At 71.3% G+C, this 22,146-nt stretch carries 22 protein-coding genes and 1 tRNA gene; 4 read left to right on the plus strand and 19 right to left on the minus strand.

Going from position 1 to position 22,146, the window contains the following annotated elements; genetic code table 11:
- Positions 1-14 precede the first annotated feature (14 nt).
- The 3 genes from AB0K14_RS25100 to AB0K14_RS25110 are packed head-to-tail and all read left to right on the plus strand — an operon-like array spanning position 15 to position 3,579.
- On the plus strand, positions 15-1,292 hold the full coding sequence (locus tag AB0K14_RS25100) for a sensor domain-containing protein (RefSeq protein WP_360453367.1): 1,278 nt from the start codon (positions 15-17) through the stop codon (positions 1,290-1,292).
- Positions 1,244-1,891 carry a response regulator transcription factor gene (locus tag AB0K14_RS25105; protein WP_360453365.1) on the plus strand — a complete coding sequence of 216 codons (648 nt, stop codon included), beginning with the start codon at positions 1,244-1,246 and terminating at the stop codon, positions 1,889-1,891. The genes AB0K14_RS25100 and AB0K14_RS25105 overlap by 49 nt, the downstream gene beginning before the upstream one ends.
- A gap of 53 nt (positions 1,892-1,944) precedes the next feature.
- Positions 1,945-3,579 carry a DUF885 domain-containing protein gene (locus tag AB0K14_RS25110; RefSeq protein WP_360453362.1) on the plus strand — a complete coding sequence of 545 codons (1,635 nt, stop codon included), beginning with the start codon at positions 1,945-1,947 and terminating at the stop codon, positions 3,577-3,579.
- Positions 3,580-3,749: 170 nt separating this feature from the next.
- Here the strand turns inward: AB0K14_RS25110 and AB0K14_RS25115 are convergent.
- The 13 genes from AB0K14_RS25115 to AB0K14_RS25175 all read right to left on the minus strand — a co-directional run bounded on the left by AB0K14_RS25115 (position 3,750) and on the right by AB0K14_RS25175 (position 13,621).
- Positions 3,750-3,823: transfer RNA gene (locus AB0K14_RS25115), tRNA-Leu, on the minus strand.
- Between the two features lie 87 nt (positions 3,824-3,910).
- Complete coding sequence (locus AB0K14_RS25120; protein WP_360453359.1) at positions 3,911-5,005, minus strand: SagB family peptide dehydrogenase; 1,095 nt, start codon at positions 5,003-5,005, stop codon at positions 3,911-3,913.
- Positions 4,986-6,104, minus strand: a complete 1,119-nt coding sequence (locus tag AB0K14_RS25125; protein WP_360453356.1) for a hypothetical protein — start codon at positions 6,102-6,104, stop codon at positions 4,986-4,988. Before AB0K14_RS25125 ends, AB0K14_RS25120 begins: the two co-directional genes overlap by 20 nt.
- 3 nt (positions 6,105-6,107) lie before the next feature.
- Positions 6,108-6,230: a hypothetical protein gene (locus tag AB0K14_RS25130; protein WP_267935188.1), complete on the minus strand. Its 123-nt coding sequence runs from the start codon at positions 6,228-6,230 to the stop codon at positions 6,108-6,110.
- Positions 6,231-6,424: 194 nt separating this feature from the next.
- The gene (locus AB0K14_RS25135) at positions 6,425-7,750 is read right to left on the minus strand and encodes an NAD(P)/FAD-dependent oxidoreductase (RefSeq protein WP_360453353.1); all 1,326 of its coding nucleotides are present in this window, start codon (positions 7,748-7,750) and stop codon (positions 6,425-6,427) included.
- 170 nt (positions 7,751-7,920) lie between these two features.
- Positions 7,921-8,439, minus strand: coding sequence for a hypothetical protein (locus AB0K14_RS25140; RefSeq protein ID WP_360453350.1), 519 nt, complete (start codon positions 8,437-8,439; stop codon positions 7,921-7,923).
- Positions 8,440-8,599: 160 nt separating this feature from the next.
- A complete protein-coding gene (locus AB0K14_RS25145) occupies positions 8,600-10,000 on the minus strand; it encodes a DUF58 domain-containing protein (RefSeq protein ID WP_360453347.1) in 1,401 nt (466 codons plus the stop codon).
- A 13-nt stretch (positions 10,001-10,013) separates the two neighbouring features.
- Positions 10,014-10,994, minus strand: coding sequence for a MoxR family ATPase (locus AB0K14_RS25150; protein ID WP_360453344.1), 981 nt, complete (start codon positions 10,992-10,994; stop codon positions 10,014-10,016).
- A complete protein-coding gene (locus tag AB0K14_RS25155; RefSeq protein ID WP_360453341.1) occupies positions 10,991-11,458 on the minus strand; it encodes a hypothetical protein in 468 nt (155 codons plus the stop codon). Before AB0K14_RS25155 ends, AB0K14_RS25150 begins: the two co-directional genes overlap by 4 nt.
- Positions 11,455-12,114 carry a DUF4129 domain-containing protein gene (locus AB0K14_RS25160; protein ID WP_360453338.1) on the minus strand — a complete coding sequence of 220 codons (660 nt, stop codon included), beginning with the start codon at positions 12,112-12,114 and terminating at the stop codon, positions 11,455-11,457. Before AB0K14_RS25160 ends, AB0K14_RS25155 begins: the two co-directional genes overlap by 4 nt.
- A gap of 162 nt (positions 12,115-12,276) precedes the next feature.
- Positions 12,277-12,576, minus strand: a complete 300-nt coding sequence (locus tag AB0K14_RS25165) for a HigA family addiction module antitoxin (RefSeq protein ID WP_360453335.1) — start codon at positions 12,574-12,576, stop codon at positions 12,277-12,279.
- A gap of 13 nt (positions 12,577-12,589) precedes the next feature.
- Entirely contained in the window at positions 12,590-12,871 is a 282-nt protein-coding gene (locus AB0K14_RS25170; RefSeq protein WP_360453333.1) for a type II toxin-antitoxin system RelE/ParE family toxin, read from the minus strand.
- Between the two features lie 39 nt (positions 12,872-12,910).
- The gene (locus tag AB0K14_RS25175) at positions 12,911-13,621 is read right to left on the minus strand and encodes a uracil-DNA glycosylase (protein ID WP_360453330.1); all 711 of its coding nucleotides are present in this window, start codon (positions 13,619-13,621) and stop codon (positions 12,911-12,913) included.
- A 30-nt stretch (positions 13,622-13,651) separates the two neighbouring features.
- Here AB0K14_RS25175 and AB0K14_RS25180 point away from each other — a divergent pair, with 30 nt between their 5' ends.
- Positions 13,652-15,136, plus strand: coding sequence for a peptidase S10 (locus tag AB0K14_RS25180; RefSeq protein ID WP_360453327.1), 1,485 nt, complete (start codon positions 13,652-13,654; stop codon positions 15,134-15,136).
- A 90-nt stretch (positions 15,137-15,226) separates the two neighbouring features.
- Here the strand turns inward: AB0K14_RS25180 and AB0K14_RS25185 are convergent, their stop codons facing one another.
- From AB0K14_RS25185 to AB0K14_RS25210, 6 genes are all read right to left on the minus strand, one after another.
- Complete coding sequence (locus tag AB0K14_RS25185; protein WP_360453324.1) at positions 15,227-16,222, minus strand: dipeptide ABC transporter ATP-binding protein; 996 nt, start codon at positions 16,220-16,222, stop codon at positions 15,227-15,229.
- Positions 16,215-17,189 carry an ABC transporter ATP-binding protein gene (locus tag AB0K14_RS25190; RefSeq protein ID WP_360453323.1) on the minus strand — a complete coding sequence of 325 codons (975 nt, stop codon included), beginning with the start codon at positions 17,187-17,189 and terminating at the stop codon, positions 16,215-16,217. Before AB0K14_RS25190 ends, AB0K14_RS25185 begins: the two co-directional genes overlap by 8 nt.
- 18 nt (positions 17,190-17,207) lie before the next feature.
- Positions 17,208-18,152, minus strand: a complete 945-nt coding sequence (locus AB0K14_RS25195) for an ABC transporter permease (protein WP_360453320.1) — start codon at positions 18,150-18,152, stop codon at positions 17,208-17,210.
- Positions 18,145-19,068, minus strand: coding sequence for an ABC transporter permease (locus AB0K14_RS25200; RefSeq protein ID WP_360453317.1), 924 nt, complete (start codon positions 19,066-19,068; stop codon positions 18,145-18,147). The genes AB0K14_RS25195 and AB0K14_RS25200 overlap by 8 nt, the downstream gene beginning before the upstream one ends.
- A gap of 32 nt (positions 19,069-19,100) precedes the next feature.
- Positions 19,101-20,723: an ABC transporter substrate-binding protein gene (locus AB0K14_RS25205; protein ID WP_364338858.1), complete on the minus strand. Its 1,623-nt coding sequence runs from the start codon at positions 20,721-20,723 to the stop codon at positions 19,101-19,103.
- A gap of 226 nt (positions 20,724-20,949) precedes the next feature.
- Positions 20,950-21,900, minus strand: a complete 951-nt coding sequence (locus AB0K14_RS25210) for a Ppx/GppA phosphatase family protein (protein ID WP_360453311.1) — start codon at positions 21,898-21,900, stop codon at positions 20,950-20,952.
- Positions 21,901-22,146 lie beyond the last annotated feature (246 nt).

A 22,146-nucleotide genomic window follows, 5' to 3' on the forward strand; every position in this document is an offset into this window, starting at 1 on the left:
GAAGAATCCGCGCCATGACGGACCACGACCTGGTACGCGCCGCCCGCACCCGGCTGACGCAGGCCGCGCTCGGCCTGGCCCGGACGCCGCTGTGCGTGGCGGGGCTGCTGCTGATCCCGCTCCAGCTGTACACCTACCCGCTGATCCTGGTGACCGTCGGCGTGCCGTTGCTGCTGCTGTTCACCGCGCTGGCCCGCCGCTACACCGGGTTCTTCCGCTGGTGGGCGGCGCGGGTGCTGGACGTGCCGATCCCGACGCCGTACCGGCTGCCCGCCAACCGGGGCCCGATGACCAGGGTCCGCACCGTCGTCACCGACCCGGCGACGTGGCGGGACCTGGCGTTCCTGCCGGTCAACGCGATCGTCGGGATCCTCTGCGGCGTGCTGCCGGCCGGGTTCTGGATCAACGGCGTGCTGGGGTTCGTGGTGCCGCTGATCTGGCTCGACCACGGGCACGTCGAGTACGTCCTGCTCGACCACGACACCCCGGGCAACTTCGTGCTCGCCCCGCTGCTGGGCATCGCCTTCCTGGCGCTGGCGTGGTGGGCCACGCCCCGCGCCGCCCGGCTGCACGCGACCGTCGCCAAGTGGCTGCTCGCGCCCAGCGCCACCGCCGCCCTCACCGACCGGGTGCGGGTGCTGGCCGACTCGCGGGCCGACACCGTGGACGCCCAGGCCGCCGAGCTGCGCCGGATCGAACGGGACCTGCACGACGGCGCGCAGGCCAGGCTGGTCGCGCTCGGCCTGAGCCTGGGCATGGCCGAGGAGCTGCTGGCCCGTGACCCGCGGGCGGCGCAGGAGCTGCTGGCCGAGGCGCGCCAGTCGTCCACGCAGGCGTTGGCCGAGCTGCGCGACCTGGTGCGCGGCATCCACCCGCCGGTGCTGGCCGACCGCGGGCTGGACGGCGCGTTGCGCGCGTTGGCGCTGGCGCACCCGTTGCCGGTGGAGGTGGACGTGGAACTGGACGGGCGACCGGAGGCGCCGGTCGAGTCAGCGGCCTACTTCGCGGTGGCCGAGACGTTGACCAACGTGGCCAAGCACAGCGGTGCCGGCGGCGCGTGGATCCGGGTGCGGCACGAGGGCGGCAGGCTGTCGCTCATGATCGGCGACGACGGGCGCGGCGGCGCGGAGGCGACCGAGGGCGGTGGGTTGCGCGGGATCGAGCGCCGGCTGGCCGCGTTCGACGGCACACTCGGCATCGCGAGCCCGGTGGGCGGGCCGACCATCGTGACCATGGAGCTGCCGTGCGAGTTGTCCTCGGTGAAGACCTCGTCCTCCTCCGGGACGGCCTGATCCGGCTCCTGGAGGCCTACGGCTTCGACGTGGTGGAGGCGGTCGACTCCGGTCCCGCCCTGCTGAAGGCACTGGTCGACCACCGCCCGGACGTGGCGGTGGTCGACGTGCGCCTGCCGCCGACGTTCACCGACGAGGGCTTGCGCGCCGCGATCGAGGCGCGCAAGCAGGTGCCGGGTCTGCCGATCCTGGTCCTCTCCCAGTACGTGGAGCAGCTGTACGCGCGCGAACTGCTGTCCGACCGCGGCGGGGCCGTGGGCTACCTGCTGAAAGACCGGGTGTCGGACGTGAAGCAGTTCGTGGACGCCATTCGCCGGGTCGCCGCGGGTGGGACCGCGATGGATCCCGAGGTCATCACCCAACTGCTCGCCCGGGGTGCGCGCGACCAGCCGCTGACCACGTTGACGCCGCGTGAGCGGGAAGTGCTGTCGCTGATGGCCGAGGGACGTTCCAACGGCGCGATCGCCGGGCGGCTGTTCGTCACCGAGAAAGCCGTCGGCAAACACATCGCGAACATCTTCGGCAAGTTGGACCTGCCGATGTCCGAGGACGACAACCGGCGGGTGCTCGCCGTGCTCGCCTATTTGGACCGGGTGTAAATCGTTTCTTAGGCTAAGTACCATCTTGGTTCCACGATGACCAGGGGGTGCGCATGGGCACGACGGCGGAGTTGGCCGACGAACTGCTCGACCTGATGTTCACGCAGTCGCCGATGGGCGCGACCATCTACGGCGTGCCGGGGTACGACCACCTGCTGGCCGATCACCGAGCGGAGGCCGAGCAGGCCGCGCGGGCGCGGGCCGCGGACATCGCCGACCGGGCGCGCGCCCTGCCCGCGGACGACGACCCGGTGACGCGCGCGGTGGTCGTCCAGCAGGCCGAGGCGATCGTGGACCAGCTCGACGCGCTCGGCGTCGAGTACACGATCACCGACTCCTTCTTCGCACCCGCGGGCGAGCTGCTGTCGATCATGCCGACGACCGTGCTGTCCGGACCGGACTCCGAGCGGGCCTACCTGGACCGGCTCGCCGCGGTACCGGACTTCCTGCGCCGGGTCGCCGAACGGCAGCTCGCGGGCGCGGTGGCGGGCCGCACGCCGGTCCAGCGCCTCGTGGACGCCGCCGTGGCGCACCTGGACCGGTACCTGGCCGCCGACGAGGACCCGCTGGCCCGTCCGACCGGCGGCGAGGCGTTCGACGCCGAGCGGGAGCGCCTGCTGGCCGACGTGGTGCGGCCGGCGTTCGCCGCCTACCGGGACGTGATCTCGGGCATCGGGGGCCGTCCGGACGACCGGGTCGGCCTGTGCGCGCTGCCGGGCGGCGAGGCGATGTACGCGGCGCTGGCACGCACCCAGACGACGACCGACCGCACGCCCGAGGAGCTGCACCAGACCGGGCTGGACGTGATGGCGGGCCTGGCGCGGGAGTACGCCGAGCTGGGGCAGCGGGTGTTCGGCACCTCCGACGTGGCCGAGGTGCTGGAGCGCATGCGCACCGATCCCGACCTGCGCTGGAACACCGAGGACGAGCTGATCACGGCCGCGCGCGAGGCCGTGACCAGGGCGGAGCAGGCCGCGCCGCGCTGGTTCGGCCGGGTGCCCGAGCAGCGCTGCCACGTCGAGCCGGTGCCCGCGGCCGACGCGCCGGGCGCGCCGATCGCCTACTACGCGCCGCCGTCGCCGGACGGGGCGCGACCCGGCACCTACTACGCCAACACCCACCGCGTGCGCGAGCGGTTCCGCTACCAGGCCGAGGCGATCGCGTTCCACGAGGCCGTGCCGGGGCACCACTTCCAGATCACCCTGGCCCAGCAGCTCACCGAGCTGCCGATGCTGCGCCGGATCGCGAACGTCACGGCGTACCTGGAGGGCTGGGGGCTCTACACCGAGCGGCTGGCCGACGAGATGGGCCTGTACTCCGGCGACGTGGCGCGGCTGGGGATGCTCGCGATGGACTCGATGCGCGCCGGGCGGCTCGTGGTGGACACCGGGCTGCACGCGCACGGGTGGAGCCGCGCGCGGGCCGTCGCGTACCTGCACGAGAACACGCCGCTGGCGTTGATCGAGATCGAGAACGAGGTCGACCGCTACATCGCCGCGCCGGGCCAGGCGCTGGCGTACATGGTGGGCCGGCTCGAAATCCTGCGCGTCCGGGCGGCGGCCGAAGAGGCGTTGGGCGACCGCTTCGACATCCGCGAGTTCCACGACGTGGTGTTGGGCGGCGGACCGCTGCCGCTGGCCGTGCTGGACCAGGTCGTCGCGGAATGGGTGCGCACGCGTCAGGCGTGAAAGGCCGCGGGTCATCCGATCGGACAACGCGATCCGTGAGTGCGGAACGTCCGTTCACGGCGGCCGGACCGGTGTTCGCAGGTCCGATCGGGTGACTCGGCGGTGACCAGGCACGACGCACCGTTCTGCGATCACCCGGCAGATGGGTGAAGTCAATCCGGCGCCGAACGTGCCCCCGACGGGATTCGAACCCGTACTGTGACTCTTTTAAGGAGCCTGCCTCTACCGGTTGGGCTACGGGGGCAGCGGGGAGCCTAAGCCGTTACCGAGCGTTCGTGGGGTCGGTTCAGAAGAAGTCCCCCGCACGGCTCAATGCGATCCGCTATTGCGCTCATTCGGGTAATGGACCCAAGGCGCTCAGACCGAGTACGACTTCGTGATAAGGGTCACAGCCGAGTGCTTGTTCGACCAGCTCATCCCGCAATGCTGCGGTGAAGCCGATACCAAAACCCATTGCCGTTGCAACCAGATAAGCCGTTTGGGACAGATGGCCCACATCCATTTGCACAACACGGTAAGCACGTGACGTGTCGTAACGCCATCTAGTCCGTTCGAGTACTCCGGTGTACGCGAGGACCAACGGCGCCTGCCCGACCCAGTCCTGGTCGCCGGCGGCGGCGGTCAGCTCGTCCGGCCCCCACGTCACCCCGATGGGCTCCAGCGCGTGCGCGAGCCCGTCGTAGTGGTACCAGCCCGGTTCGAGTCCCTCGACCGTCCGACCGCCTTCGGCGGTGGCCACGCCCACGTGCGCGTACAGCTCGACCGGGTGACGGCCGCCGCCCGACGGGCTGGTCTTGAACACCGTGCCGGACCGCCCGATGCGCGACCGCACCGGCGACGGGCCGCCCAGCACCGCCAGCAGCTCGGCCACCCGCGTCAACGACAGGGACCCCGACCCGAACTCGCGGGTCGTGCGGCGGGCCAGCAGCACGTCGAGCAGCCCGGCGGAGGTCCACCGCGACGTGCCGTCCAGGCGCGGCAGCAGCACCGCGGTGCGACCGAGGCTGCGGAACGGCGCCGGTGGCGGCTCGGCGGTGAGCTTGGCGTCCAGGTCCGCGTCGTGCTCCTCCGAAGCCTGGTACGGCGCGTCGGCGAGGGTGCGGCTGGCGAAGTGGAAGTGCCGCGCCGAGGTGCCCCACTCCCGCCACGCGGCCAGCAGCCGGCATTCCTCCTCGTGCTCGGGCGAGCCCTCCACGATCAGCACACCGGCCTCGACCAGCTCGTCGAACACCTTGCGCAGCGCGGCCCGGTCACCCTCGGCCAACGGCGCGAGCAGCACGTCCACGTCGGTGAACTCGGTGAACTTGCGGCACAGCAGCTCGGCGGTCTCGCTCATCGCGAACTGGCGGTGGTGGAGGTAGTCGTCCCACACCACGGCGCCGTCGGAGTAGAACAGCGTCGCGTGCTCAGCGACCTTTGCCCGCACCCAGCAGCTCCTTGAAGCGCGCCGCCACCCAGTCGTGCACGGCGTCCGACACCCGCGAGTCCTCGGCCCGGTGCTCGAACCACCGCCAGTCGCAGTTGACGTTGACCTCCAGGAACACGTGGTCGCCGCCGGAGACGAGCAGGTCGAACGCGGCCACCTGCAACCGCCAGTGCCTGGCCAGCGCGAGCAGCCGGTCGGTCAGCGCGGTCGGCACGTCGACGGGCGTGACGCGGACCGCCTCCGGGTCCACCCACAGCTGCGCCGGGTCGAGCTTGTCGACCTGGAACGCCAGGCACCGCTCGCCCACCACGAACACCCGCAGCTCGGTCTCGGAGGGCACGTACTCCTGCACGATCACCGGCGCGGACTCGGGCACGTCACCGGACCGGCTGGTCTCCAGTGGGCGCGGGAACAGGCCGTGCTGCATGCCGGGGCGCGGTTCGAGCAGGTGGCGGCCGGAGGTCTTGACGATGCATCGCCCGCCGCCCGGCCGGGTGCGACCGGGTCGGGTGGTGACCGTGGTGCGCGGCACGCGCAGGCCGAACGCGGCGGCGTCGGCGAGCTGGGTGAGCCGGTTGAGGTGGGAGGTGTTGCGGCTCGGGTTCACGTGCGCCCAGTCGCCGCGGCTGGACAGCCAGTCGGCGACCGCGGACCACTGGTCCACCGCGTAGGCGCCGGCGAGCGTGCCGGGTTCCAGGGGCAGCGCGGAGAGCTCGAAGTGCCTGCGCCACACCAGCAGCGGGCGCAGCAGCCAGCGGTCGAGCTCCAGCAGCGGCTGGTCGGTGTAGACGGTGAGCGGCAGGTCGACCGAGCGGTCGGCGTCGATGCGGGCCATCCGGATGCCGCGTTCGGCGAGCGCGATGGAGAGCTCGTTCATCTCCATGTCGGCGGCCCGGGCGAGGACCAGCACGCAGGGCACGGGGCTGCCGTCGCCCTCGTCCACCATGCCGAGGCGGTGCACCTGCTCCTGGAAGTCCAGGCACTTCGGCTGCGACCGGAAGAGGTAGTCCTGGCCCTGGAGCAGCAGCGGGGGTGGTTTCGCCGGCTTGACGGCCTCGGGTGGGGGAACTGTCTCGTTCCCCCACCCGGAGACGGTCATGGGTCAGTCGTCTTTCTTGCTGCAAAAACGCTTTTCGGCGGTGGCGTACTCCGCGGAGTACTCCGCCAGCGCACGATCCTCGATCTCACCGCGGCGAAGCTGTGCGGCCAGCTCCTCGAGAGACATCGCGGTCACCTCTCTCCCCACTGATGCATCACACATTCAGGCGATACACCAGCTGTATTCTCGGGTTCACGTTACGCAATGTCAAGGCGACCGGCGGTACGTTAGCCCGTATGGGGGCTCAAGTGCGAGCGCTGCTCTGAACAGCCCCACGCACGTCGCGACCGAACGGTGCAGCGTGCGCGGGGCCGTTCGCGTCAGCTCTTGGTGGCGCGGTCGAACTCGGCCTTCGGCTCGTGGATCTGGCCGAGGGCGACGACCTCGCGGCCCGAGAACAGGGCCTGCGTCCAGTCCACGAACACCCGGAACTTGCGGTTGACCGTGGGCATGAACATGACGTGGTAGCTGCGGTGCATGAACCAGGCGACCACGCCCTTGAACCGCAGGCCGAACACGTCGGCCACGCCCTTGTACAGGCCGAGGCCCGCGACCGAGCCGAGGTACTTGTGCTCGTAGTCCTTGGCCTGCTTGCCGCGCAGCGTGGCCACGATGTTCTTGGCCAGCAGCTTGGACTGGCGGATGGCGTGCTGCGCGTTGGGCACGCAGGTCGCCGTCGGGTCCTCCTCGGTGCGCGAGAGGTCCGGCACGGCCGAGCAGTCACCCGCCGCCCAGACCCCCGGCAGGCCCACGACCTGCATCGCCGCGGTGCACCGGACCCGGCCGCGCTCGTCGAGCGGCAGGTCGGTGTTGCGCAGCATCGGGTTGGCCTTCATGCCCGCGGTCCAGATGATGGTGTCCGAGTCGAACTCGGTGCCGTCGTCCAGGACGACGTGGCCGCCCTCCATGCTCTTCACACGCGTGTCGAGGTAGCACTTGATGCCGCGCTTCTCCAGCTGCTCGACGGTGTAGACGCCGAGCCGCGCGCTCACCTCGGGCATGATCCGGCCGGTGGCCTCGACCAGCACCCAGTGCATGTCGGACTGCTGGAGGCCCTCGTAGTAGCGCAGCGCGTAGCGGGCCATGTCCTCCAGCTCCGCCAGCGTCTCGATGCCCGCGAAGCCGCCGCCGATGACCACGAAGCTCAGCAGCCTGCGCCGCAGTTCCGGGTCGTTGGTGCTGGCGGCCTGGTCGAGCCGCGACAGCACGTGGTTGCGCAGGTAGATGGCCTCGCCGATGGTCTTCATGCCGATGCCGACCTCGGGCAGGCCCGGGATGGGCAGCGTGCGCGAGATCGCGCCGAGCGCCGAGACCAGCACGTCGTAGGAGAACTCCTCGACGTGGCCGTCGGCGAGTTCGACCGTGACGGCCTTGCGCTCGTGCTCGATCCGCGTGGCGCGGCCGGTGACCACGTGGCAGCGCTTGAGGACCTTGCGCAGGGGCACCACGACGTGGCGGGGCTCGATGGAGCCGGCCGCCGCCTCGGGCAGGAACGGCTGGTAGGTCATGTGCGGCTGGGGGTCGATCACCGTGACGGACGCCTCGCCGGAACGCAGCTTCTTCTGCAATCCCAGCGCGGTGTACATGCCGACGTACCCACCGCCGACAATCACGATCCGTGTGGGTTGCGACTTCACAGCAGCCATACACACATGGTCGCACCGGGCGGGGCTTTCCGGCGCATCGAGCAGGCCCGTTGTGACCACGGTCGCCGGGTGATTGCCGACACGCCGCCGCTGACCAGCGGATCGTGGTGAACGTGCTGAGAGGAACGATCCAGACGGTCAGCTCGCGCTGAGGCGGCGGTGCCCGTTCCTCAGCCTTTCCGACGCATCAGCAGCACCACTCCGACCACCACCCCGACGGCGCAGACGAGGCCCACGACCTCGACCGCCGCGTCCGTTCGGCCGCCCGGCAGCAGGAGGACGACGGCACCCAGGACGAGCACGGAGAGTTGCACGATCGCGAACCTCTTCGCGGGCGCCTTTAACGCGTTCAGGTGAACGCGTGACCCGATCGGGATGATCGCCGCGTAGGCGGACAGGACGTGCAGCAGGTGCAGCAGCACGACCAGCGCGAAGATCCCCGGCCACGACGGCTCGTCGCCGGTGAACACCATCGCCGCCGCCGGGTAGCCGATGATCAACGCGACCGCGGCGGACGCCGGGACCGCCACCGCCGCCAGCACCAGCGCCCCGTACAGCGCGAGCGCGGGCCACTGCACGCCGTTGGCCGCCAGCACGCCGGCCGCACCGGCCGCCACGACCCCGATCGCCGCCCGCAGCAGCCACGCCGGCAGCCCCGTCCCGACCTCGGTGCCCGCCTCGGTGCTCACCGCCCACCTCTTCCTGAGCGTTGAACTCGGGGTACGCGAACGTGAGACACGGTCGTTCCGAACGTAGGACTCGCGCGGTGTGAACGTAGGACTCTCGCGCGTGTCCTACGTTCGGAACGCGCGTGTCCTACGTTCAGGACCCCCGAGTTCAACGTTCGCGTCACCGGGACAGCCTCCTGCCGGTCCGGGCCGCGCGCAGCACGCCCGCGATCGACGCGCCCCACGGCAGCACGGCCACACCGTGCTGCCGCATAGCCTCCAGCCGCACGTCGTGCTCCAACCGGATCACCTTCATCGCGCTCTCGCCCCACGGCGTCCCGCGGTCGGCCCGCAACGGCGACGGCAGCACGTCCACCGCCAGCACGAGGTTGCCCCGCCGCGCGGCGTGCACGGCCAGCTCCACCACCGCGGCGTCCAGGAACGGCGACAGCACCACCACCAGCGCGCCGTGCGGCACCTGCTCGGGCCGCAGCACGGGCCGCTGCGCCCACCCGGCCGACCGCGCGCACACCACGAGCTGGTTGCGCAGCCGCAGCAGCTGCCGCCGCCCCGCGCCCGCCCGCGCGCCCAGCTGCGGCCGGCCGAGGTCGACCAGGCTCACCCGGTCGCCCTGCCGCAGGTACCCCGCCGCCAACGACGCCGCCGCCCGCACGGCCACGTCCAGGCTGCCCTTCGGCCGCACCGTCGTCCGGCGCGCCGCCAACGACCACTCCCCGAGCGACCGGCCGGGCGTGCGCGCCGTCGTGGCCGTCCCGGGCGACGCCCAGTCGCCCAGCTCCGCGCCGACGTCGTGCCGCGTGTCCAACGCCAGCACCACGTCCGCGTCCGCCTCCGCGTGGTGCTCGCGGACGTGCAGGTTCGTGCCCTCGGCGGACCCGGCCATCGCGCTGGCCCGCAACGACACCCGCCAGTCGATCCGCCGCAGCCGGTCGCCCGGCTGGAACGCCCGGATGTCGCGCAGCTCCACCGAGTCGCCCGGCCGCCGCGCCCGGTGCGCGCCGACCAGGCCCACGGCGCGCGCGGGCAGCAGGCCGGCGGGCAGCGCCTCCACCGGCGGCAGGATCACCCGACCGCGTTCGGCCGCGGTGACCGGACCGTGCACGAACAGCGCGTCCGGCCCCGCCACCAGGTGGTCCGGCCGCAGGTCGACGCCCTCGCCCCACGCGTCACGCCGCAGCACGACCTCGATCTCCCGCGCCGTCGCGGCCACCAGGTGCACCGGGCCGATGCCCTGGCCGATGCCGGGCAGCCGGATCGCCATCACCTCGGCGCCCTGGCCGGGGTCGACCTCCACCACCGACTTGGCCGCGCCGACCTCGCCGGTGCGGGGCAGGCCGCGCACCCGCACCTCCGGCGTGCCCACGACCGGTGTGACCAGGGCGAGCAGCGTCGAGATCAGCAGCGGCGCGCCCAGCAGCACCAGTTCGACCCGGTGCAGCAGGCCGCCGAGCACCACCATGCCGATGCCCAGCGCCAGGCCGCGCACCAGCGCGTCGGTGGGGTGCCAGTGCGCGCCCCGGCCGCTGGTGAACGCCTCGCGCAGCCGTTCCCGCCGGTTCACGACGAGCGCCGGTTCACGAGCGGGTGCTGGCCGGGCCCGCCACGCGGCCCAGCAGCTCGGTCACGACCTCGACGCCGGTGACGCCGGAGGTCCACGTCTCCGGGCGCAGCGTGAGCCGGTGCGCCAGGGCGGGCACCGCGCACTCCTTGACGTCCTCGGGCAGCACGAAGTCCCGCCCGTCCAGCACCGCCAGGGCCCGTGCCACCAGCACCAGCGCCTGCGCGCCGCGCGGTGACGCGCCGACCTCGACGGCGCCGTGCGAGCGGGTCGCGGACGCGAGGTCCACGCAGTACCGCAGCACGTCGTCGTCCACGACCACCTGTTCGACGCCGTGCTGCAACCGCTGGAGCCGGGCCGCGTCCAGCACGGGCTGGACCTCGGTCTCCTCGCGCTGCCGGACGAGCCTGCGGCGCAGCACCTCGACCTCCTCGGCGGGCGGCGGGTAGCCGATGTCCAGCCGCAGCAGGAACCGGTCCAGCTGCGCCTCCGGCAGCGGGTAGGTGCCCTCGTACTCCACCGGGTTCGCGGTCGCCAGGACGTGGAACGGGCGCGGCAGCGGGAACGTGCGGCCCTCGACCGTGACCTGGCGTTCCTGCATGGCCTCCAGCAGCGCGGACTGCGTCTTCGGCGGCGTGCGGTTGATCTCGTCGGCGAGCAGCAGGCCGGTGAACAGCGGGCCTTCGCGGAAGGTGAACTCGCGGTCGCCCGGGTTGTACAGGAACGAGCCGGTCACGTCGGCGGGCAGCAGGTCGGGCGTGCACTGCAGGCGCTTGAAGTCCAGCTTCAACGCCTGCGCCAGCGACCGCGCCATCAGCGTCTTGCCCAGGCCGGGCACGTCCTCCAGCAGCACGTGGCCGCCCGCGAGGATCGCCGCCAGCGCCAACCGCAACGACCGCTCCCGGCCGACGACCACGGTGCCGACGGCGGCGACCACCGCCTTGGCCTCGGCCGCGATCGTCTCGACGCCCGTCCGTTCGGTGTCGGGTGAGGTCACAGGTTCTCCAACAGGTCGGCGAGCTCGGACGGCTCGGGCAGCGGCGCTTCCGGGTCGGTGAGCAGGCGGTGCAGGTCGTCACCGAGCACTTCGCGGGCCTTGGGGTGGTTGATGTCGTGCACGCCGTGCACTTGCCGCAGCCGGGCCTCCGCGAGCCGGCGCAGCCGGGGTTGCAGGCGGTTGACGAACCGGTCCTGGTCGACGGCGGCCTCGGCGAGGCGGCCGGCGAGGGTACTGGCCTGGGCGGACGTGGCGGTGGAGACGTGCGCGGGCGCCGGCGCCCACAGGACGTCCGTGGCGCGCGGCAGGCGTGCGACGAGCAGGGCCAACCCGCCGACGGGCAACCCGAGCAGCACCGCCCACAGCCACGGAGCGCCGACGCGGACCAGCACGAACGCGGTGCCCGCGGCGATGGCGAGCGCCAGCGCCACGGCCCGGCCCATGCCTTCGACCAGCGGCGTCACCGCAGGTCCCGCACGATGTGCGCCAACGCCTCGGTGGCCGTGCGCGCGTCCGCCGCGGTGACCTCGGCCGTGCCGAACCGGGCCCGCTGGTAGACGCTCCGCAGCGTGCCGGTCGCCTCCTCGTCCACCCGGTAGCGGCGCAGCAGGTCGCCGGTGAACTCGGTGGCCGTCTGGTGGTCATGCCGCGGCACACCGCTGTCCTCGGCGGCCCGTTCGAGGCTGAGCCAGGCGGCGATCACCGCGTCACCCGGTGGACCGGCCCCGTGACCGCGCAGCTCGTCGAGCGCCTCGGCCGCGCGCCGGACCAGGATCTCGGGCGGCAGGGCGCGCTCGTCGGGCTGGTCGGGCGCGCCGACCGCCGCACCCGCACCGCGACGCCGCGGGCGCCGGAACACACCGAGCGAGAACAGCAGCCACACCACCCCGATGACGACGACCGCGACCAGCACGATCAGCAGGATCGCCAGCGACCCGCCCGCCACCGAACCGCCCACCTCGGAGTCCAGGGGTTCGACCGACTCGGGGGTCGCCGTGGTCGTCCCGTCGTCGTCCACGGGCCGGTCCTCGTAGCGGACCGGCGACGTCCCCCGGGCCGCGAGCGCGATGAGGACGAGCGCGGACCCCACCGCGAGGACGAGCGCGAGGCGGGGCTTCATGGACCAAGGATGCCTGCCACCCCGGCGCGGCGCGTGCGGTTTACCGAGAACGCGACCGTCCGGCCGAACCACCTGACCGGGGTGCGGCCGACGACCTCGGCGAGCAAGCTCGACCTGCGCCGAGTCTGTCGGGGCACTCGGTGACGTCCGGTGCCGCGTCGCCTACGCGCTGGCCAACGGCTGGATCCGGGCCAATTCCTGCGCCAAGTGGTCCTTCTCCCGTTCGAGCTCGTAGCGGGACTGCAGGTTGAGCCAGAACCTCTCGGACGTGCCGAAGAACCGGGCGAGCCGCAGCGCGGTGTCAGCGGTGATGCCCCGCTTGCCGTGCACGATCTCGTTGATACGGCGTGGTGAAACCCCGATGGCAACCGCGAGGCGGTGCTGGGTCACTCCGAGCGGTCCGAGGTACTCCTCGTCGAGGATCTCGCCCGGGTGCACGGGAGGCATGATCTCGTCGGTCATCCCGAAGCTCCCTTCAGTGGTAGTCCACGATCTCAACGTTCTCCGGTCCCGCATCCGTCCAGCGGAAGCAGATGCGCCATTGCTGGTTGATCCGGACGCTGTACTGCCCTGCGCGGTCACCGTGGAGCTTCTCCAAGCGGTTGCCGGGCGGCACCCGCAGGTCTTCCAAGGTCTCCGCCGCATCCAGGATGGCGAGTTTGCGCAACGCGACCCGTTGGACGTTCGGATCAAGTGCTCGCGAACGACTCCGCTGCCATACCCGCTCCGTCTCCCTGTCGGCGAACGACCGCAACACCTGCCCAAGCATAACGGAGCCCGTTATTAACGTCCAGCGTTATGCTGTTCGGCTCAGGCCGGCGGCGGTCTTGGCGTGGTTCAGCACGTCCTGGAGCATCGGTCGGGTCAGCTTGCCGGTGAACGTGTTCTGCTGGCTCACGTGGTAGCAGCCGAACAGGTGCAGTGGCGCGCCGCCGTCCTGGGCGGGCAGTTCCACGTGCGCCCCGTGCGCGAACACCGGCCGCGGGCGGGGGATCTGCCAGCACGAGGCCAGCACCGGCAGGGCGGCCTGCCAGCCGAACGCGCCCAGCACGAGCACCGCGCGCAACGTCGGCCGGAGCAGTTCGAGCTCGCGGATCAGCCAGGGACGGCAGTTGTCGCGCTCCTGCGGGGTCGGCTTGTTCTCCGGCGGCGCGCACTTCACCGGCGCGGTGATCCGGGTGCCGATCAGCTCCAGGCCGTCGCCGACGTGCGTCGCCGTCGGCTGGGTCGCCAGGCCCACCGCGTGCATCGCCGCGTACAGGAAGTCGCCCGACCGGTCACCGGTGAACATCCGGCCGGTGCGGTTGGCGCCGTGCGCGGCCGGCGCCAGGCCGATGATCGCCAGCGCCGCGTCGGCCGGCCCGAACCCGGGCACCGGGCGCCCCCAGTACTCCTGGTCGCGGAACGCCGCCCGCTTGACCCGCGCCACCTCCTCGCGCCACGCCACCAACCGCGGGCACGCCCGGCAAGCGGCAACACGTTCGTCAAGAGCGGAAAGCGGGAGCACTGACGCCGACTCCGATCGTAAGGTTCGACCATGACCGACAAGGACAACGGCGACGAGCAGGCCGCCAAGGGCATCGGCGACGAGAAGGACCTCCCTGCCGACGACCTCGTCACCACCCAGCACAGCATCACCGTCAAGCGGCGCAAGCTGAACTACACCACGGCCACCGGTCGGGTGGTGCTGCGCCAGGAGGTGGTGACCGACGGCAAGTTCGACGGGCACCTGCCGAAGGCCGAGGTCTTCGTCACGGCGTACACGTTGGACGGCGCGGACCCGGCGAAGCGGCCGGTGACGTTCGCGTTCAACGGCGGTCCCGGCTCGTCCAGCGTGTGGCTGCACCTGGGGCTGCTCGGACCGCGCCGGGTGGTCTCCGGCGACGTCGGCGAGCTCGCGCCGCCGCCGTACGACCTCGTCGACAACGCCGAGACCCTGCTCGCGCACAGCGACCTGGTGTTCATCGACCCGGTGTCCACCGGGTACTCGCGGGCGGTGAAGGGCGAGGCGCCCGGCCAGTACCACGGTTTCCAGGGCGACCTGGAGTCGGTCGGCGAGGTCATCCGGCTGTGGACGTCGCGCAACGGGCGGTGGATGTCGCCGAAGTTCCTGGCGGGCGAGTCGTACGGGACCACGCGCGCGGCGGGCCTGGCCGAGTACCTCCAGAGCCGGTACGGCATGTACCTCAACGGGTTGATGCTGATCTCGTCGGTGCTGGACTTCGCCACGTTGGACTTCAGCGAGGGCAACGACCTGCCGCACACGCTGTTCCTGCCGACGTACGCGGCGATCGCGCACTACCACGGGCTGCACGGTGCTCGGCCGTTGGAGGACGTGCTGGCCGACGCGGAGGACTTCGCGTCCCGCGACTACCCGTGGGCGCTGGCGCGCGGCAGCCGGCTGTCCACTGAGGAGCGCGCGGCGGCGGTGGCGCGGCTGGCCGGGTTGACCGGGCTGAGCGAGGACTACGTGGACCGGGTGGACCTGCGGATCGAGCACGTGCGGTTCTTCACCGAGCTGCTGCGGTCGCGCCGGCTGGTCGTGGGTCGGTTGGACTCGCGGTTCACCGGCGCGGACGCCGACTACGGGCGCGAGCACTTCAGCGACGACCCGTCGTACTCGGCGATCCTCGGCCCGTACACGGCGGCGCTGAACCACTACGTGCGGGCGGAGCTGGAGTACGAGAACGACCTGCCGTACGAGATCCTGACCATGAACGTGCGGCCCTGGTCGTACAAGGAGTTCGAGGGCATGCACGTGACGGTGGCGAACAAGCTGTCGTCGGCGATGCGCGCCAACCCGCACCTCAAGGTGCACATCGCGTACGGCTACCTGGACGGCGCGACGCCCTACTACGCGGCCGAGCACGTGGTGGCGCACCTGCGGATCCCGCAGGAGCTGCACGGGAACATCGAAGCGGCGTACTACCCGGCGGGACACATGATGTACGTGCACGAGCCGTCACGGGTGCAGCAGTCGAAGGACCTCGCGGCGTTCGTGGAATCGGCCTCGAACCGCTGATCCGACCGACCTCCGCCGGGGACGGATGTGGGACACGAGGGCCCTGGTGCGTGAGCGCGCCGGGGCCCTCGCGGCGGGAGGCCGGGACGGTCACGGGACCACGTGGCGTTCCTCGGCGAAGTGGCACGCGCTCGGGTGGGCGCCGACCCGGGTGATCAGCGCCGGCTCCTCGGTCGCGCACACGTCCCGCGCCTTCCAGCACCGCGTGCGGAACCGGCAGCCGGACGGCGGGTCCACCGGTGACGGCACGTCGCCGGTCAGCCGGATCACGTCGCGGTGGCCCCGCAGGGTCGGGTCGGCGACCGGGACGGCGGACAGCAGCGCCTGCGTGTACGGGTGCGTGGGGCGTTCGTAGATCTCCTCCTCCGTGCCGATCTCGACGATCTTCCCGAGGTACATCACCGCCACCCGGTCGGACAGGTGCCGCACCACCGACAGGTCGTGCGCGATGAAGACGTAGGACAGCCCGAACTCGCCCTGCAACTCCGCCAGCAGGTTCATCACCTGCGCCTGGATCGACACGTCCAGCGCCGACACCGGCTCGTCGCACACGATCACCTTCGGCCGCAGCGCCAACGCCCGCGCGATCCCGATCCGCTGCCGCTGCCCGCCGGAGAACTGGTGCGGGTACCGGTTGATGTGCTCGGGGTTGAGCCCGACGACGTCGAGCAGCTCCCGCACCCGCCCGGACCGCGACGCCCTGGGCGCCACCTCCGGGTGGATCTCGAACGGCTCGCCGACGATGTCGCCGACGGTCATCCGCGGGTTCAGCGACGTGTACGGGTCCTGGAGCACGATCTGCATGTCCCGCCGCCACCGCCGCAATGCCGCGCCGCGCAACGAGAACATCGGCCGGCCCTCGAAGGACGCCGTCCCCGACGTCGGCGGCTCCAGCCGCATCAGCACCTGCGCCAACGTCGACTTGCCGCACCCCGACTCGCCGACCACGCCCAGCGTCTCCCCCGCCGCCAGCGAGAACGACACCCCGTCCACCGCGCGCACCTGCCCGACCGTGCGCCGGAACAGCACGCCCCGCGTCACCGGGAAGTGCTTCACCAGGTCCCGGACCTCCAGCAGCTCAGCCACCGACGACCTCCTCCGCGAAGTGGCACGCGCTGGTCCGCCCGAACCCCAGCCGCACGTCGGGGGGCACGTGCGACACGCACACGGCCTCGGCCCTCGGGCACCGCGGGTGGAAGGGGCAGCCGGGTGGGATCCGCAGCAGGCTCGGCGGCAACCCGCGGATCGTCTCCAACGCCGTGCCCTTGGCGTCCAACCGCGGCCGCGACCGCATCAACGCCGCCGTGTAGGGGTGGCCGGGCGAGCCGAACAACGACACCGCGTCGGCCTGCTCCACGATCCGCCCGGCGTACATCACCACGATCCGGTCCGCCACCTCGGCGACGACCCCCAGGTCGTGCGTGATCAGCACCAGCCCCATCCGCCGCTCGCGCCGGACCTCCGCCAGCAGGTCCATGATCTGCGCCTGCACGGTCACGTCGAGCGCCGTCGTGGGCTCGTCGGCGATCAGCACCTCGGGGTCCAGCGCCAACGCCATGGCGATCATCGCCCGCTGCCGCATCCCGCCGGAGAACTGGTGCGGGTACTCGCGGACCCGCTGCCGCGCCGCCGGTATCCGCACCAGGTCGAGCAGCTCGATCGCCCGCGCCCGTGCGTCGGCCCGGCTCATCCCGCGCCGCACCCGCAGCTGCTCCTCGATCTGGAACCCCACCGTGAACACGGGGTTCAGCGCCGACAGCGCGTCCTGGAAGATCATGGCCACGCCGTCGGCCCGCACGGCGCGCCGTCGTTCGGGCGACGCGGACAGCAGCTCCTCGCCGTGGAACCGCACCGAACCCCGCGTCACGAACGCGGGCGGCGTGTCCAGGATCCCCATGATCGCCTGGGCGGTCACGCTCTTGCCCGAACCGGACTCGCCCAGCACGGCCACCGTCTCACCGGCCGACACGTGGTAGCTCACGCCGTTGAGCACGCGCGCCACCCCGTCCCGGGTGCGGAATTCCACGTGCAGGTCGTCGACCTCCAGCAGCAAGACCGTCCTCCTCCTCGATCAGCGGAGCTTCGGGTCGAGGGCTTCGCGCACCGCGTCGCCCAGCATCACGAACGCCAGCACGGTCGCGGTCAGGAAGCCCGCCGGGAACAGCAGCGCATGCGGCGCGACCCGCAGGTAGTCCTTGGCGCTGTTGATCATCACGCCCCAGGACACGACCGGTTGCCGCAGCCCGATCCCGAGGTAGGACAGGGTCGCCTCGGCGCCGATGAACGCGCCCAGCGCGATCGTCGAGTACACGAGCACGGGCGCGATCGTGTTGGGCAGCATGTGCTTGCCGATGATCCGCGCGGACGACGCGCCGAGCGCCCGCGCCGCCTTCACGTAGTCCTGCTGCTTGGCCGCGATCGCGGTGGACCGCATGATCCGCATCGCCACCGGCCACGACAGCACCGAGATCGACAGCACCACCTGCGCCACGATCCGCACCGGCCCCGCGTCACCGCCCGCGTTCAAGGTGGTGAGGATGACGATCGCACCCAGCACGAACGGCACACCGACGAACACGTCCGCGATCCGCGAGACCACGGCGTCCAGCCAGCCGCCGTAGAAGCCGGCCACCACGCCGACGGAGGCGCCGAGCAGGATGACGCCTGTTGTAGACAGTATTCCGACTACGACTGACGCTCGGGCGCCGTGGACGACGCGCGTGTAGATGTCGTAGCCCTGGTTGTCGTAGCCGAACCAGGCGTGCGCCGAGGGTGCGCCGCGCGATCTGGACAGGTCGGCCGCGTCGGGGTCGCCGGGGGCGAACAGGCCGGGGAACGCGGCCATCAGCAGGACGAGCAGGATCAGCGACACCGAGATCCAGAACAGCGGGCGTCGGCGCAGCGCGTGCCAGGCGTCGCCGAACAGGCCGCGCGGCCGGTCCGGGCGGACGGGGTGGTCGAGGCGGGCGGGAAGGTCGGGGGGTTCGGGGGCGAGGGAGGCCAGGTGGTCAGTCATAGCGGATCCTCGGGTCCAAGACCGCGTACAGCAGGTCCACCAGCAACGTCATCAGCAGGTACACCAGGACCAGCACGGTCACCACGCCGGTCACCATCGCGCCGTCCTTGGTCAGGATCGACCGGAACACCAGGCCGCCGACGCCGGGCACGTTGAAGATCCCCTCGGTGACGATCGCGCCACCCAGGAACGTGCCCAGGTCCGTGCCGAGGAACGTGATCACCGGGATCAGCGAGTTGCGCAGCAGGTGCACGCCGACGATCCGGCGCGCCGGCAGCCCCTTGGCCAACGCCGTGCGCACGTAGTCCGCGCGCCGGTTCTCGGCGATGCTCGCGCGGGACAGGCGGGCGACGTAGGCCATGGAGAGGCTGGCCAGGACGAACCCGGGCACGATCAGGTTCCCGAACGTGGGCGTGGTGACCGTGGGCGCGATCCAGCCGAGCTGCAGGCCGAACACCAGCTGCACGACGTACCCGGTGACGAACACCGGGATGGAGATCAGGAACAGCGTCGACACCAGCACCAGGCTGTCCAGGAACCCGCGGTCGCGCAGGCCGGAGACGACACCGGCGGTGATGCCGATGACGGCCTCGACCAGCAGCGCCACCAGGGCGAGCCGCAGCGTCACCGGGAACGTCGCGGCGATCCGGTCGAGCACCTGGACGCCGGACGACGTGACGCCGAAGTCGCCCTGGACGAGGTTGACCAGGTACTTCCAGTACTGGAGCAGCAGCGGGTCGTCCAGGTTGAACCGCTCCCGCATCATCGACACGTAGGAGGCGGGGCAGTCGCGCTCGCCGCACTTGCCCTCGAACGGGTCGCCCGGGACGGCCCACACCAGGACGTAGATCAGGAAGGTGGTGCCGAGGAACACCGGTACCACCTGGAGCAACCTGCGCAGCACGTAGCGGCCCAATTCCGCACTCCCCTCGGTTGGCCGGTGGGTGCCTAGGCCACTTCCACCGAGTCGAGGTCGAGGGTGCGGAACGGGTCGAGGTTGGCCACCTTGAGCCGGTCGGACCGGCCGGCGATGGTGTTCTGGGTCCACAGCGGGATGGACGGCAGGTCGTCGGCCAGCATCCGCTCGGCCTCCAGGTACAGCTCGATCGCGTCCTCCTCGCTCGACGCCTTGTCGGCCTCGGCGAGCTTCGCGTCGAACGCCGGGTTGGAGTACAGCCCGTCGTTGGAGGACGCGCCGGTGCGGAACAGCGGCGTGAGCCAGTTCTCGATCGACGGGTAGTCGGCGATCCAGCCCGCCCGGTACATGCCGGTCATCTCGTGCGCGTTCACCTTCTGCCGGAACTCGCCGAAGCTCGTCGACGGCACGAAGCGCGCTTCCACGCCGAGGGTGTTCTTGATGCTGTTGACGACCGCCTCGGCCCACTCCTGGTGCCCGCCGTCGGTGTTGGACAGCAGCACGATCTCGCCCGTGTACCCGGACTTCGCGAACGCCTCCTTGGCCTTGTCCGGGTTGTAGGTGCAGTACTCGCCGCACTGGCCGGGCTGGTAGCCCTTCATGAGGGGGTGCACCCAGCCGTCCGCGGGTTTGCGGGTGCCCTCGAAGATGCGCTCGGTGATCTCCTCGCGGTTGATCGCCATGGAGATCGCGCGGCGCAGGTCCGCGTTGTCGTAGGGCTTGAGGTAGAACGGGAACGCGATGGTCTGGTTGTTCAGCGTCTCCCGCTGCACCACCCGTTCACCGAGGTCGGTCTCGTACTGCTTGCCCGCCAACGCGTTGGGCGGCAGCTCCTCCATGAAGTCCAGGTTGTTGGACACGAGGTCGGCGTAGGCCGATTCACGGCTCTGGTAGACCTTCAGGGTGAGGTCCTTGAACTTCGGCTTGTCGTCGCCTTGGTAGTCGTCGTAGCGGGTGAGCTTGATGTCGGTGCCGACGGTCCGCGAGACGTACTTGAAAGGGCCGTTGCCGATCGGGTTCGCCTCGAACGCGGCGCGGTCGGCGAAGAACGCCTCGGGCAGGGGCGAGAACACCTCGTAGCCGATGGTCACCGGGAACACGGCGAACGGCTCCGACAGCGTGATCCTGAACGAGTGGTCGTCGACGACCTCCAGGCCGGACATGGTCTCGGCGGACGGCGCGGGTGCCTCCTGCGGCCCGTCGGCGCCGTCGGGGTCCTCCGGGTGGACGGCGTCGTAGCCGTCGATCTGGGAGAAGAAGCTGGCGCCCTGGGTGGCGTTGGGGCCGTAGGCGGTCCAGTTCCAGGCGTCCACGAAGCTCTTGGCGGTGACCGGGCTGTCGTCGTGGAACCGCCAGCCCTGCTTGATCTTGACGGTGAAGACCCGGGAGTCGGTGGTCTCGATCGACTCGGCCATCGCGTCGACCGGCTGCGCGTCCTGCGCGCGGTACTCGACCAGGCCGGTGAACAGGGGGTCGAGGACGCGGCTGCCGCCGACCTCGGTGGTGTTGCCCGGGACGAGGGGGTTCTCCGGCTCGGTGTTGAAGATGGTGATGGCGGCGTCGGTGTTCGAGCCGGTCGGTGCGTCCGCCGAGCCGCAGGCCGTGGCCGCCAAGGCGACCGCGAAGACTGCGGGGGCTAATCGTGCACGTGACAATGGGTCCTCCCACCTGATCGGGCGTGACCGAGCAGAGTCGACCGCTTTCACAGCGTGAGATGAACCTATTGCGGTGGTGATCGGGGCCACACGAGTGCGGGTGTCACGACCTGGTCACGATCAATCCCAGTTGACAGGGCAGGTGTCGGTGGGGGTTGCCGGGTGGGTCGAGGGCTGGGTGGGTCGAGGGCTGGGTGGGGGAGCGCGGGGTTAAGAGAGCGGGGGGTTAAGAGAGCGCGAAGGCGATGCCGTCCAGGATGTCGTGCTCGCTGGCGATCAGTTCGGTCACGCCCCGCGACTCCAGGTGGTCGGCCAGCGCGCGGACGATCAGCGCGCCGCCGCAGATCACGTCCACGCGGCCGGGGTGCATCGGTCCCAGCGCGGCGCGCTCGTCGTGACCCATGGTGAGCAGCTTGGCGGTGGTCTCGCGGATCCGGTCCAGGCCCAGCCGGGCGAGGTGGATCTCCCGCGGGTCGTAGTGCGGCAGGTCCTTGGCGAGGGCGACGAGGGTGGTGACGGTGCCGGCCACGCCGATCCAGGTCTTGGTCTCGGCGGTGGGCACGGCGTCGAACGCCTCGGCCAGGACGTCCCGCGTCACCCGAACGGCCTCCTCGACCTGCGCCTCGGTGGGCGGGTCGGAGTGCAGGCAGCGCTCGGTGAGCCGCACGCAGCCGATGTCGACGGACCGGGCGGCGGTGACGTCGCCGCGCACGCCGTCCCACGTGCCCAGCACGAGTTCGGTCGAGCCGCCGCCGATGTCGGAGACGAGGAACGGGCCTTCGTCGGCGTCCAGGTCGGACACGGCGCCGGTGAACGACAGGCGCGCTTCCTCGTCACCGGTGATGACCTCGGCCTCGACGCCGAGGACCTCGCGGGTCATGTCGAAGAAGGCGGCTTTGTTGGCGGCGTCGCGGGTGGCGGAGGTCGCGACCATGCGGACGCGCTCGGTTCCCTTGCGGCGCAGGACGTTCGTGTAGTCGACGAGCGCGGCGCGGGTGCGGGCGATGGCGTCGGGGTGCAGCTCGCCGGTGGCGTCGACGCCCTGGCCCAGCCGGACGACCCGCATCTCCCGGTGCACGTCGCGCAGCACGCGTTCGCCACTGTCCGAAGTGGTCACGTCGGCGACCAGCAGGCGGATCGAGTTGGTTCCGCAGTCGATCGCGGCTACGCGTGCCATTCCCGAGTCCTTCCGAGCTGGTGAGTGGTGCTGGGTCCGGTGGTGGTGGGTGGTGTGGTGGGTGCTGGGTGGGGTGGTGCTGGGAGCAGGGTAGTGGTGCGGTTGGGGTTCGCTGTGCGGGCTGCGGCCGTTCCCCCGAGAAAGATCAAGAGCGTCCTCGCCGGACGGGCAGATCAGCAGGATGACGGGGTTGGTGCGAGATCCCCTGTACCAGCGGGGGTCGGGTTTCGTGTCATCCCGCCGACC

This window comes from Actinosynnema sp. NPDC050801 (assembly GCF_040673975.1).
In the GTDB taxonomy this organism is placed as follows: domain Bacteria; phylum Actinomycetota; class Actinomycetes; order Mycobacteriales; family Pseudonocardiaceae; genus Actinosynnema.